Here is a 13917-nt window from a genome sequence, read left to right as displayed (position 1 = left end):
TTACCTCATGTTTTTCATTGCATTCATCATTGCTTTTCCTTTTCCACCTTGCATCATTTTCATCATCTTACTCATTTGATCAAATTGCTTCAGTAATTGGTTAACTTCTTGAACCGAAGTACCAGATCCTTTACCAATTCGTTTTTTACGACTAGCATCAATAATAGATGGATTAGTACGCTCTTTAACTGTCATCGAGTGGATAATAGCTTCGATACCTTTAAAAGCATCATCGTCTATATCTATATCTTTCATCATTTTTCCAGCACCAGGAATCATTCCAATAAGGTCTTTCATATTACCCATTTTCTTGATTTGCTGAATTTGCTTTAAGAAGTCGTCAAAACCAAATTGATTTTTAGCGATTTTCTTTTGTAATTTTCTAGCTTCTACCTCATCAAATTGTTCCTGAGCACGTTCTACTAAAGAGACAACATCTCCCATTCCAAGAATACGATCTGCCATACGTGAAGGGTAGAATACATCAATTGCTTCCATCTTCTCTCCTGTACCAATAAACTTAATTGGTTTATTTACTACAGATTTAATAGATATTGCTGCTCCACCACGTGTATCTCCATCTAATTTTGTTAAGATAACACCATCAAAGTTTAAAACATCATTAAAGGCTTTTGCTGTATTTACAGCATCTTGACCTGTCATAGCGTCTACTACAAATAATGTTTCTTGTGGTTGTATTGCTTTGTGAATATTAGAAATTTCTTTCATCATCGCCTCATCCACAGCTAAACGACCTGCTGTATCAATAATAACGACGTTATGTCCATTTTGCTTTGCATGCGCAATACCTGCTTGAGCAATAGCTACTGGATCTGTGTTTCCTTTATCACTATAAACATCAACTTTTATTTGATCTCCTACAACGTGTAACTGATCAACAGCTGCTGGACGATAAACGTCACACGCAACTAATAAAGGTTTTTTAGTTTTTTTGGTTTTTAAAAAGTTGGCTAATTTACCAGAAAAAGTAGTTTTACCAGACCCTTGTAAACCAGACATTAATATAATAGTTGGTGTACCAGACATATTTATGCCTTCTACATCTCCTCCCATTAATTCAGTTAATTCGTCTTTAACGATTTTAACCATTAATTGTCCTGGTTGTAACGTTGTTAATACGTTTTGACCTAGTGCTTTTTCTTTTACTCTATTAGTAAATTCTTTAGCAATTTTAAAGTTAACATCGGCATCTAAAAGTGCTCTACGTACTTCTTTTAGGGTTTCGGCAACGTTTACTTCTGTAATGCTACCATGTCCTTTTAGTACGTGTAACGCTTTATCTAACTTTTCGCTTAAATTATTAAACATAATTTTTTCTGTTTTTAAGAAGCACAAAAATAGCAATTTGAAGCGTATTTACGAAGTTTCATATATAAATAATTCCATAAAAAAAGGCTACTAAAATTAGCAACCTTTTAAACATGATAATAATTAACTTAACTAAAACTAAATTTTTAATAGTTAGACTATCTACTGACTATATTATAATTATGTGATTATTTAATTACGTGCAGTCTTCAACCGTTATAACTATTGTAAATATTTGATATATATCTGGATTACTAAATTGCGCTACCCTAACGTAAATGGTCTGCGGATTTGTAACATTTGTAAAGGTCGATGTCAATGAATTGGCGTTATTAACAGCATCATCATAAGATATATGATAACTAACACCAACATTACTTTGATCGCAATCTTGATAAAATTCATCTAAATTAAACGTCTCTATTAAATCTCCATCCGCATCACAAATAGTGAGATTTATATCTTCAAAACAGCTAAATGGGTTTGGACTGCAATTTTGGGTCAATATTAGTTCTGAATCTTCCTGTTCTAAAACTAATTGTTCTGATTCACATTGTACAACTTCCCATTGTCCATTATAATTGTCTAATCCGCTAATTGTAATAAACACATACACATTCCCATCTATAGTCGTAATATCCCATGTACCATTAAATAACATATCGCCTTCGTATAAAACAGTTATGTTATTATCTTCCTGAAAATTAAAATGGGTCAAGTAAGGTGAAAACCCATTTATTGTTGGTAACTGATCACAATCCATTAAATAATTAGCTATAGCTGTTTGGGTACAAGAATTTACACCGTCGCAGCTATTACCTTCTAAGGTTATACTAGATTGTAAGGCTTGATTAGAATTTACTACAATTTGTTGCTCATCAGGTAAAACCATGGTGATAGGAAAGTTTAAACTAGCTACAATAGAAGTTTCTAACGTTTGCAAAAATAAATATAATGCTTCATCATTATCTATAGTTACAATATCTGCTAACTGGAAATCTGCATTATAAATGGAAACAGTCAATGGATATTCAAAATCCAAACAATTAATGTCTTCATCCAATGCAATTGTACTAATTAAATTGAATAACGTAGAATTATATTCTAGTGTTTCACTTTGTTGATCAACACTATTAATAGTTTCATTTTGACAATTAAAAAACAAGCCAAACACTAATAATAGTTTAAAAAGAGGTTGCTTAAATTTCATTAAAATCACATATTTAATACACTAGTAGTCAGTATATGTTTTACATTGTTTCAAGTATAAAACAGTTGTTTATTTAAAATACCTACCTGATTATCAAAAAAAATAGTTCTATTTTGTAGTACTTTAATAAAATTATGTCAAAACAGTTATATAAAAATATTTGTGATAAATCCCTATTCGAGGCATTTTTTAAAAAGCACGCAAAAAGCTTACATAGCTTTTTATATTACAAGTTTGGAGACCGTTTAAATCCAGAAGACAAAACCCAAGAAGCTTTTATAAAGCTGTGGGAAAATTGTAAAAAAGTAAGTCCCGATAAAGCTAAAAGTTATGTTTTTACAATTGCAAATAACTTAATGCTAAATGAGGTTGCACACCAAAAAGTAGTCCTAAAACACCAACAGACAAAAACAACACATCAAACCAATTTATCTCCGGAATTTTTAATGGAGGAAGATGAATACCGTCAAAAGTTAGAAAAAGCTATAGCTAATTTAACTGAAGCACAACGGGTTGCCTTTTTAATGAATCGTGTGGAAGGTAAACGCTTTAAAGAAATTGCTACACTTTTAGACATTAGCACTAAAGCTGTAGAAAAACGCATTTATGGTGCCTTAAAAAAATTAAGACAAGAAATAGATGGGTTATAAATTTTATTTTTTTACCCTAAGGGTAGGAATTTTCCGGATGGTCTTGTTATATAGTTAGATTAAAGTTATGAATAAAGAAGCACTAATATTAAAATGGTTGGACAACGACCTAACTCCTCAAGAACTTGAAGCGTTTAAAGCGCTTGAGGACTATGAGGCGATAGTAAAATTATCAAATTACAGTCAAGGTTTTAAAGCGCCAGAGTTTAACACTGACCAGACTTTACAAGCAATACTTACCAGTATTGAACAACCACCAAAAAGACAAACTAATTGGCTATCTCCTTTACTTAAAATTGCAGCTATTTTAGCAATATGTTTTGGCGCCTATTATTATACCACAACGTTAGACACCACTATTAATACATATTATGCAGAAAAGTCATTAATCCAACTACCTGACAACTCTGAAGTTAATTTAAATGCGTTATCTAAAATCACCTATAATCCAAAACAATGGACAGACAATACACGCAGCCTTAAATTGGAAGGCGAAGCCTTTTTTAAAGTTAAAAAAGGAAGCACCTTTAATGTTGTTACAACATCAGGAATAGTAACCGTTGTTGGAACAGAATTTAATGTTAAGCAACGTCAAAATTATTTTGAAGTTACCTGCTATGAAGGCTTAGTTAATGTGACTTTTAACAGTGCTGAAACCAAATTAAAAGCAGGAGACTCCTTTTTAATAATTAATAATAAGCCTATTGAGCGGTTAACTTTAAGTGCAAAAAAACCAGATTGGTTAAACAGTCTAAGTAGTTTTATTAGCGTACCTTTAAGCGAAGTTTTAGACGAGTTTGAAAGACAGTATAATGTAAAGATTGATGCTAAAACGATTAAACAAGACGAATTGTTTTCGGGTAAGTTTACACACAATGACATTAATATTGCATTACAGTCCATAACACAACCACTACAATTACGCTATAAAAAAGTTAACAAAACCATTATTTTAACGCGTGAATAAATCGTTAAAAAAGACCCTATTATTAATTATTGCATTAGCCTTTAGCTTTTCTTTTTATGCCCAAAATAAAAAACTCCCTTTATTAGATGTCCTATCTACCATAGAGTATCAGTATAAAGTTAGTTTTTCTTATGCAGACAAAGTTATTAAGGGTGTTTTTGTGACGTTTGATAGCAAGGATTCCTTAGATGATATGTTATTAAAAATAGAACTCGAAACTGACATAAAATTCAACAAATTAGACGACCATTTTATTACCGTTACAGGCAATATAAATGGTTTTTCTTTTCAAAAATTAGACGAAATTACTATCTCTAATTACTTAACCACTGGTATAGACAAAAACAAATCTGGTCATATAACCATATCACCAAAATCCTTTGAAATTTTACCTGGTTTAATTGAACCTGATATATTACAAACCATACAAGCCATACCAGGTGTTTTAAGTGTAGATGAAACCGTATCTAATATTAATGTTAGAGGAGGAACACATGATCAAAACCTTATTTTATATGATGGAATAAAAATGTATCAATCAGGACACTTTTTTGGATTAATCTCGGCTTTTAATCCGTATTTAACAAAACATGTCTCTGTTATAAAAAATGGAACAAGCGCACGATTTGGTGACGGAATTAGTAGTATGATTGACATGAAATTATCGGATAATATAGATGCCGATTTTAGCGCTGGAATAGGCATAAATATGATTACTGCAGATGGTTTTGCTATTATACCATTAACACCAAAAACACAACTACAATTAGCAACTAGACGTGCTATTACTGACCTACTAAACACACCAACGTATAATCAATATTTTAAACGTGTGTTTCAGGACTCTGAAGTGTCTAACACAGAACATTCGTTTAAAGACAATCAAACCTTTAGGTTTAGTGATATCTCATTAAAACTCTTACACAATATTACAGAAAAAGATAAATTACGTTTTACATTATTAAATGTATTTAATCAATTAGATTTTGAGGAGTCCTCAAATAGTGATGCCTCAGTAAATAATAGTAATCAACTAAAACAACAAAACAGAGCATCTGCTATACAATATCAACATATTTGGAATAACAAATTCAATACCACAATTAAAGGGTATTACTCAAATTACGATTTAAGATCTTCGGATTATGATATGGCAAACAACCAACGTTTAATACAAGAAAATAAAGTAGTTGATACTGGTTTTAATATTGATGCTTACTATGATTTTAATACCTCTTTTTCAATTAATGGAGGTTATCAATTTAACGAAGTTTCGGTAAGTAATTTAGAAGAAACAAATGACCCTTTTTTAGATGTAAACCTAAAGCGAAGCTTAACAGCACATAGCGTCTATGCCGAAACGATATTACAATCCAAAAACAAAAAATCTTTAATTAAACTAGGGTTTCGTCATAATTACTTCAAAAATTTTAAAATAGGTGTTTTAGAACCAAGGTTACATATTAGTCAACGCTTTTTAAAACATTTTAGAGCCGAACTTTCAGGTGAATATAAAAGTCAAACCACTTCACAGTTAATAGATTTACAAAACGACTTTTTAGGTGTAGAAAAGCGTCGATGGGTTTTGGCTAACAATAATACCATTCCAATTCAAAAAAGTAAGCAGTTAGGTTTAGGGCTAACTTATAATAAAAACAAATTATTATTAAGTATTGAAGGCTATTATAAAACGGTTAATGGCGTGACTACCCGAAGTCAAGGATTGCAAAACCAATATCAATTTATTAATGTTAATGGTGGTTATGATGTTAAGGGTATTGATGTATTAGCCAACAAACAAATTAACCGTTTTAGTACATGGATAGGCTATAGTTATAGCAATAATAATTATACGTTTAAAGACTTAAATAACAGTAACGCTTTCCCTAGTAATTTTGATATTAAACATCAAATTAATTATGGTAGCACGTATAGTTGGCAACAACTAAAATTAGCTTTTGGTATCAATTGGCATTCTGGTAAACCTTACACGCAAGTCAATGACAATACGCCTATAATTAATAACACTATTAATTATAATGCACCAAACAGTAATAGGTTAAGCTCCTATATTAGAGCAGATCTATCTGCTACATATCAATTTAAATTAGGCGAAAATAAAGCTGTTGTTGGAGCGTCTATATGGAATATTCTTAACAGAGAAAATATACTTAACACCTATTATACTATTGATAATAATCAAGTCACTACTATTGAAAACACATCATTAGGGATAACACCAAATGTTAGTTTCAGAGTTTCGTTTTAGTTTGATTTTCTGAAAAAAATCCTATAATTTCGTTAACCCTTATAATAGTCTCTATATTTTTATGAGGCTAGATAAACAATATAAAAACATATAGATACTAAAACAATTATGGAACATTTAAAAAATAGAAAAGCAATAATTACAGGAGGAAGTAAAGGTTTAGGTAAAGCTACTGCTATTGCTTTTGCTAAAGAAGGGATTGATGTTGCAATTACTGGAAGAAATGAAGCAGACTTACAAGAAACCGTAACCCAATTAAAAGCATTAGGTGTCAATGCCATTTATGCTGTTTTTGATGTAGGTAATTACGAGGCTGTTAAAGACGGAATAAAAACTATTATAGACCAATTAGGAAAAGTAGACATTTTAGTAAATAATGCAGGAATAGCTGCTTTTGGGTCTTTAAATGATATGGAAGTTGACCAATGGAGTAAAATTATTCAAACCAACGTTATGGGAATGTATTACGTAACTAAAGAGGTTTTACCATGTTTAATAAACCAAAACGAAGGAGATATTATTAACATATCATCCACAGCTGGATTAAATGGTAATGCTAATACATCTGCTTATTCTGCATCAAAATTTGCTGTGATTGGTATGTCAGAGTCTTTAATGAAAGAGGTAAGAAAAAATAATATTAGAGTTTGTACTTTAACTCCAAGCACAATTGCATCTGATATGTCTATTAATTTAGGTATCGCAGATAAAAACTCTGAAGACAGTGTTTTACAACCAGATGATTTTGCAGAGTTAATTGTAGCTGGACTAAAACTACCTAGAAGAGCAATGCTTAAAAGCGCTGCATTATGGTCTACAAATCCTTAAAAAATTGACAAATAAAAAGCCTCTTTATTTAAAGAGGCTTTTTATTTATAAGTATAGTCTTTTAATCCCTAATTAAAGGCATTGTGCTGCATCGCAACAAACCTTCTTGTTTTGCTATTTCGGCATAAGGCACTTCTTCTACTGTAAATCCTTTGTCGCGCAACCAAGTATTAAGTCTGGTAAAGTTTTTTTCTGAAATAATAACGTCTTCAGAAATACTAAAAATATTACTATTCATGTTAAACATTTCTTCTTTAGAAATAATAAAACAATTGTCCTTTCCAAAGTAATTTAACAACCATTCATACTCAGTTTGGTCTCTAAAACCTTCTTTATGTAAAATTGCTTTATCAGTACCTATTGGTTGAAAACAACAATCTAAATGCAATGCATTATCATAAGCATTAGTTTGCGATTTATTTAAATCAAAACTTTTAACTTTTTTATGCGGAAACTGTTGTGTTATATAATCTACTCCTGCCTGATTTGTTCTAGCTACGATATAGTCTGAATAATCGTCACCTCTATAAGTTCCAATAAAGATATAGTCATTGCAAAGCATTACGTCTCCTCCTTCGATGTGTACTTCCTCAGGTGGACGGATCACTTTTTTAGGGTCTATTGTATCAATTAAGTATTGAATAGCATCTAATTCATTTTCTCTTTCGGGTAGTATGTTTGCTTTTACAAACACATCATCAATTACAAAAGCAATATCTCTTGCAAAAATCTGATTGCAATCCTTTATTAATTCTGGTCTGTAAACTTTTACATCGTATTTTTCAAAAATCTTAGCTACAGCCTCCATTTCATTGACCATATCTGCTTCAATTGGGTAAGTACCTGCTTTGATATGCAAATACGATTTTGGGTCGTATGCTTCTTCTAGTTTTGGTGTTGGACCATTACTAACTGCTGTTCCTAAAACGACTGCTCTTAATCTAGAGGTTTCGTTTTTTACGTTTAGTTTTAACATAAAGTAAAGATATAAAAAAGCTTCATAATGATTTATGAAGCTTTTTTTAATATTAATAATTGAAATCTATCTTTCAGAAATTGATTTGAAAGACCTTAAGTTTTCTCCAATATATATTTGTCTTGGACGTCCAATTGGTTCCTTACGGTTACGCATTTCTTTCCATTGTGCAATCCAACCTGGTAAACGTCCTAAAGCGAACATAACGGTAAACATTTCTGTTGGGATTCCCATACCTCTATAAATAATACCAGAATAGAAATCTACGTTTGGATATAATTTACGATCTACAAAATATGAATCGCTTAAAGCTTCTTCTGCTAATCCTTTAGCAATATCTAATACAGGATCATCGATTCCTAAATCTCCTAATACTTCATCAGCAGCTTTTTTAATGATTTTTGCTCTTGGATCAAAGTTTTTATATACTCTGTGACCAAAGCCCATTAAACGGAAAGGATCTTCTTTATCCTTAGCTTTAGCCATATACTTTTTAGTATCTCCACCATCTTCTTTAATAGCTTCTAGCATTTCTAATACTGCTTGGTTTGCTCCACCATGCAATGGTCCCCAAAGTGCTGAAATACCTGAAGATAAAGAAGCAAATAAACCTGCGTGAGATGATCCTACTATTCTAACTGTAGATGTAGAACAGTTTTGCTCATGATCTGCATGTAAAATTAATAACTTATCTAAAGCATTAACTAAGATTGGGTTTTGTGTATACTCTTGATTAGGTTTTTTAAACATCATTTTTAGGATGTTTTCTACATAGCCTAAGTTATCATCTCCATAATCTAATGGTAAACCTTTTTGCTTACGCATTGTCCATGCCACTAACACCGGAAATTTACCCATTATTTTACATACAGTTTTGTACATATCCTCCTCTGAGTCTACGTTTACTGATGATGGGTTAAAGGCTGTTAATGCACTTGTTAAAGAAGAAAGGACACCCATTGGATGTGCTGACTTAGGAAATGCATCTAAAATTTTCTTTACATCGTCATCAACAACTGACTGCTCCTTAATATCTTTTTCAAATTTATTAAGTTGCTCTTTAGTTGGTAATTCACCAAAAATTAATAAAAACGCTACCTCAAGGAAATCTGCTTTTTCAGCTAATTCTTCAATAGAATAACCTCTGTATCTTAAAATTCCTTTTTCTCCATCTAAAAAAGTAATAGCACTCTCACATGATCCTGTATTTTTATAACCTGGATCAATAGTTGTCACACCACCTGTAACAGCTCTAAGATTTTTGATATCTATTCCTATTTCATTTTCAGTACCTACAATTAAGGGAAATTCGTGTTTTTCTCCATTAATTTCAAGCGTTGCTTTATTTGACATGTATATTGATTTAATGTATGTTTATTAGAATTGTAAATTTACAAAAACTATAACGATTTAGAAAGGGTATTTATAATGGTTTTAACAATTTTAGTATAGGTTTAATTTATCAATATGAATTAAACTAAAAAAGCCTTTCAACTTACGCTGAAAGGCTTTGTATTTAGAATAGTAAATTACTTATCTTTTAATCTTGAATGCTTTATCTTTTGGATAGTAAGCTACTTCACCTAATTCTTCTTCAATACGAAGTAATTGGTTGTATTTAGCCATACGATCACTACGAGATGCAGATCCTGTTTTTATCTGTCCACAATTAAGTGCTACTGCTAAATCTGCAATTGTATTATCCTCAGTCTCTCCTGATCTATGAGACATTACTGAAGTATATCCTGCGTTATGAGCCATATTTACAGCAGCAATAGTTTCGGTTAAAGTACCAATTTGATTTACTTTTATTAAGATAGAATTAGCAATATCTTCTTTTATTCCTCTTGATAATCTTTCTACATTGGTAACAAATAAATCATCACCTACTAATTGTACTTTATCACCAACTTGTTCAGTTAAATATTTCCAACCTTCCCAGTCGTTTTCATCCATACCATCTTCAATAGAAATAATAGGGTAGTTTCTAGACAATTCTGCTAAGTAATCTGCTTGTTCTTTACTTGAACGTACTTTACCAGTTTCGCCTTCAAATTTAGAATAATCGTAGTTTCCATTAACATAAAATTCTGCAGCAGCACAATCTAAAGCAATCATTACATCGTCTCCAAGTGTATATCCTGCATTTTTAACAGCTATTGCGATAGTATCCAAAGCATCCTCAGTACCATCTAAAGTTGGTGCAAAACCACCTTCATCACCTACAGCTGTACTTAAACCTCTGTCATGTAATACTTTTTTCAGGTTATGAAAAATTTCTGTTCCCATTTGTAATGCATGAGAAAAGTTTTTGGCTTTGACTGGCATAACCATAAACTCTTGAAATGCGATAGGTGCATCACTATGTGATCCTCCGTTAATGATATTCATCATTGGCACTGGTAATGTATTTGCACTAACGCCTCCAATGTATCTATATAATGGCATCCCTAATTCTGCAGCAGCAGCTTTAGCAACAGCTAAAGATACTCCTAAAATAGCATTGGCACCTAACTTAGATTTATTAGGTGTACCGTCTATTTTACACATTAATGTATCTACATAATTTTGTTCAAAAACATTAACTCCTAAAAGCTCTTCAGCTAGAATATTATTTACATTATCTACAGCTTTACTAACTCCTTTACCCATGTATTTAGGTCCTCCATCACGTAACTCTACAGCTTCATGTTCTCCTGTTGAAGCTCCAGAAGGTACTGCTGCTCTACCAACATAACCGTTTTCTGTTTCAACATCTACTTCTACCGTTGGATTTCCTCTGGAATCAAAAATTTGTCTTGCGTGAACATTAATTATAATACTCATATGTGTGTGATTTTAGTTTATTAATTTCAAATTTAACGTTTAATTTTCAGCTATATATAGGATTTATAATAGAAATACATAAAATTTTATCTATAACGTTTTAGTAAAATAAAAAAGACAACGAAACTTTAAAATCGTTGTCTTTTTAATATTATTTATTTTTTATATTACTTATAAATTGGTCAAATAAATAGGATGAGTCATGTGGTCCTGGACTTGCTTCTGGATGATATTGTACAGAGAACACGTTTTTAGATTTCATCTTTAAACCTGCAACTGTATTATCGTTTAGATGCACATGCGTGATTTCAATGTCTGGATGCGCTTCAGCCTCTTCCCTATTTACTGCAAATCCATGGTTTTGAGATGTAATTTCACCCTTACCTGTAATTAAGTTTTTAACGGGATGATTTATTCCTCGATGTCCATTATGCATTTTGTAAGTCGAAATTCCGTTAGCTAAAGCGATTACTTGATGTCCTAAACAAATACCAAATAATGGCAAATCTCTTTTTATAACTTCTTTAGCTAATGCTTGAGCCTCTAGCAATGGTTCTGGGTCACCTGGTCCATTAGACAAGAAATATCCATCAGGATTCCATGAATTTAAATCTTCAAATGTTGCATTGTAAGGAAATACTTTAACATAAGCCTCTCTTTTAACTAGGTTACGTAAAATATTCTTTTTTATACCTATGTCTAATGCAGCTATTTTGATTGGAGCATTTTCATCACCAATAAAATATGGCTCTTTGGTAGATACTTTTGATGCTAACTCTAGTCCACTCATAGATGGTACATCTGCTAACTGTTGCTTTAAACCATCTATATTATCTACATCTGTCGATATAATAGCATTCATTACACCATTGTCTCTAATATAGCTAACTAAGGCTCTGGTATCCACATCTGAAATTGCAAGTAGATTATGCTTGTTAAGAAAGTCCTCTAAAGATCCGTTTGAGTCAACTCTTGAAAAATCATAACTAAAATTTTTACAGATTAATCCCGAAATTTTAATCGAGTCCGATTCGTTTTCGTTATCATTAACACCATAGTTACCAATATGAGCATTGGTTGTTACCATAAGTTGACCAAAATATGAAGGATCTGTAAAAATTTCTTGATATCCAGTCATTCCTGTGTTGAAGCAAATTTCTCCAAATGCTGTTCCTTCTTTTCCAACAGCTTTTCCATGAAAAATGGTGCCATCCTCTAATAAGATCAGAGCTTTTTTTAATCTTTGATATTTCATAATTCTAAAAGTTTCACAAAATTGCATAAAAAAAGGATAATCTAAAATAGATTACCCTTTTTTAATGTCTTGCATCTTAATTAATGCTATAATAATTAAATATCTTGACAACATCTGCTTCCTCTTTATAAGATAAATCATTATCATCAACAAATTTTTCGACTAACTTTTTCTTGTCACCAAGTAATTTTAAAATTGATTTCTTTTTCAATTTAAATTCTTCCGTAGTTACTCCATCTTTTGAAACTGCATAACTATCATTAACAACATATTTATCTGGAGATGTTTTTTGCTTAGTCATTACATTAATCTGACCATCTTTAATTATCGCTTCGTATCTTTTTAAAAGCTTAACCGTAGCATGTGGCGTTAATTCAAAAAAGAATTTAGCTCTGCTATCTTCATCTCTATATATCTTAGCAACATACTTATCAAATTTAACAGATTCTATTGCTTTTGCGTCAAAAACGAAAGACGAGTCTTTGGCAAAATTTGAAACGATTTGGTTTGATTTAGCATTATAATTTCCGTTTGGCACTTTATAAACTTTACCTTCCTTTGAAGTGATTTCAATTGTAGCATCCTCAAATGCAAAAGGAGATCCTATAACAGCGCTTGATTTACCATTTGCTAAGTAAGCACCTTGGTAATTAACCGCATTAAACATATTTTGCTGACTATTATCCATAGTTGCAGATGATAAATTTGAGCTAAAACCGTTACTTCCTTGTGCAAAGGATAAGGTTGATACTAATAAAGTAAAAATAAATAAGTAGTTTTTCATGTGTGATTTTTTGAATGTGTGTGTGTGTGTGTGTGTGTGTGTGTGTGTGAATTATATTTAATTTGATTTTGAAATAACACTATAATAATTTAGAATTCTAATAACGTCATATTCTTCTTTGTATGATAAATTTTCATTTTTAACAAAGTCTTGAATTAACTTTTTATGACTAGACAATAGTTTTAAAACAGACTTTTTGTTCAGCTTAAATTCTGTTACAGTTTTATCATCAATAGTTATGCCATAGCTGTCTGATAAACTAAACATATCAGGAGACGTTTTTTGTTTTGTTAAAACATTAATTTGACCATCAATAACTTTAGCTGAATACTTTTTCAACAACCTGATAGAAGCATGAGGCGTTAATTCAAAATAGAAATGGTCTTTATCGTTTTTATCTTTATATCGTGTAGCTGTATATTTATCAAACTTTACACTTTTAATAGTTTTGGATTGAAATACAAAAGAAGAGTCTTTGGCAAAATTAGATACAACTTCATCTGTACTTGCATTATAATTACCGTTTGGCACTTTATATGCTTTACCATCTGTAGTGTTAATTATAATAACAGCATCTTCAAAGGGAAATGGAGAACCAGAAACATCAGGTAGACTTGCATTAGCCAAATAATAACCTTGATAATTTACAGCATTAAATTTGTCTTGTAATCTAGAATTAAGATCTACTAAAGGAAGATTAGGATGTTTAGCTTGACCTGTAGAAACTTCATTTTTAATAACTTGTGCTGACACCGAAGTCATAACTATAAAAGCAATAAGTAAAAAGATAGGTTTCATATAAATATGTTTGCTTAAATGTAAA

General features: G+C 31.2%; 12 protein-coding genes. 4 read left to right on the top strand and 8 right to left on the bottom strand.

What is annotated here, in order from left to right; all coding sequences use genetic code 11:
* A complete protein-coding gene (ffh, locus tag AC0L3M_RS15890) occupies positions 1-1329 on the bottom strand; it encodes a signal recognition particle protein (protein ID WP_292946318.1) in 1329 nt (442 codons plus the stop codon).
* A 196-nt stretch (positions 1330-1525) separates the two neighbouring features.
* Entirely contained in the window at positions 1526-2539 is a 1014-nt protein-coding gene (locus AC0L3M_RS15885) for a hypothetical protein (protein ID WP_473431361.1), read from the bottom strand.
* 134 nt (positions 2540-2673) lie between these two features.
* Here AC0L3M_RS15885 and AC0L3M_RS15880 point away from each other — a divergent pair, with 134 nt between their 5' ends.
* The 4 genes from AC0L3M_RS15880 to AC0L3M_RS15865 all read left to right on the top strand — a co-directional run bounded on the left by AC0L3M_RS15880 (position 2674) and on the right by AC0L3M_RS15865 (position 7253).
* Positions 2674-3189, top strand: a complete 516-nt coding sequence (locus AC0L3M_RS15880; RefSeq protein WP_473431360.1) for an RNA polymerase sigma factor — start codon at positions 2674-2676, stop codon at positions 3187-3189.
* A gap of 67 nt (positions 3190-3256) precedes the next feature.
* On the top strand, positions 3257-4156 hold the full coding sequence (locus tag AC0L3M_RS15875; protein WP_473431359.1) for a FecR family protein: 900 nt from the start codon (positions 3257-3259) through the stop codon (positions 4154-4156).
* On the top strand, positions 4149-6425 hold the full coding sequence (locus AC0L3M_RS15870; RefSeq protein ID WP_473431358.1) for a TonB-dependent receptor plug domain-containing protein: 2277 nt from the start codon (positions 4149-4151) through the stop codon (positions 6423-6425). The genes AC0L3M_RS15875 and AC0L3M_RS15870 overlap by 8 nt, the downstream gene beginning before the upstream one ends.
* 108 nt (positions 6426-6533) lie before the next feature.
* The gene (locus AC0L3M_RS15865; protein WP_473431357.1) at positions 6534-7253 is read left to right on the top strand and encodes a 3-ketoacyl-ACP reductase; all 720 of its coding nucleotides are present in this window, start codon (positions 6534-6536) and stop codon (positions 7251-7253) included.
* 61 nt (positions 7254-7314) lie between these two features.
* Here AC0L3M_RS15865 and AC0L3M_RS15860 read toward each other — a convergent pair whose 3' ends face one another.
* The 6 genes from AC0L3M_RS15860 to AC0L3M_RS15835 all read right to left on the bottom strand — a co-directional run bounded on the left by AC0L3M_RS15860 (position 7315) and on the right by AC0L3M_RS15835 (position 13892).
* Positions 7315-8229, bottom strand: a complete 915-nt coding sequence (locus AC0L3M_RS15860; RefSeq protein ID WP_473431356.1) for a dimethylarginine dimethylaminohydrolase family protein — start codon at positions 8227-8229, stop codon at positions 7315-7317.
* Between the two features lie 66 nt (positions 8230-8295).
* Positions 8296-9582, bottom strand: coding sequence for a citrate synthase (locus AC0L3M_RS15855; protein WP_473431355.1), 1287 nt, complete (start codon positions 9580-9582; stop codon positions 8296-8298).
* Between the two features lie 180 nt (positions 9583-9762).
* On the bottom strand, positions 9763-11055 hold the full coding sequence (gene eno, locus AC0L3M_RS15850) for a phosphopyruvate hydratase (RefSeq protein ID WP_099570092.1): 1293 nt from the start codon (positions 11053-11055) through the stop codon (positions 9763-9765).
* A gap of 151 nt (positions 11056-11206) precedes the next feature.
* A complete protein-coding gene (gene carA, locus AC0L3M_RS15845) occupies positions 11207-12310 on the bottom strand; it encodes a glutamine-hydrolyzing carbamoyl-phosphate synthase small subunit (protein ID WP_473431354.1) in 1104 nt (367 codons plus the stop codon).
* A gap of 76 nt (positions 12311-12386) precedes the next feature.
* Positions 12387-13094 (bottom strand): hypothetical protein, encoded by a 708-nt coding sequence (locus AC0L3M_RS15840; protein ID WP_292946292.1) that lies wholly within the window; start codon positions 13092-13094, stop codon positions 12387-12389.
* 57 nt (positions 13095-13151) lie between these two features.
* Entirely contained in the window at positions 13152-13892 is a 741-nt protein-coding gene (locus AC0L3M_RS15835; RefSeq protein WP_473431353.1) for a hypothetical protein, read from the bottom strand.
* Positions 13893-13917: the final 25 nt, after the last annotated feature.

This window comes from Olleya sp. KJ81-1 (assembly GCF_055808135.1).
This window is presented reverse-complemented; position numbering and strand designations above follow the sequence as displayed.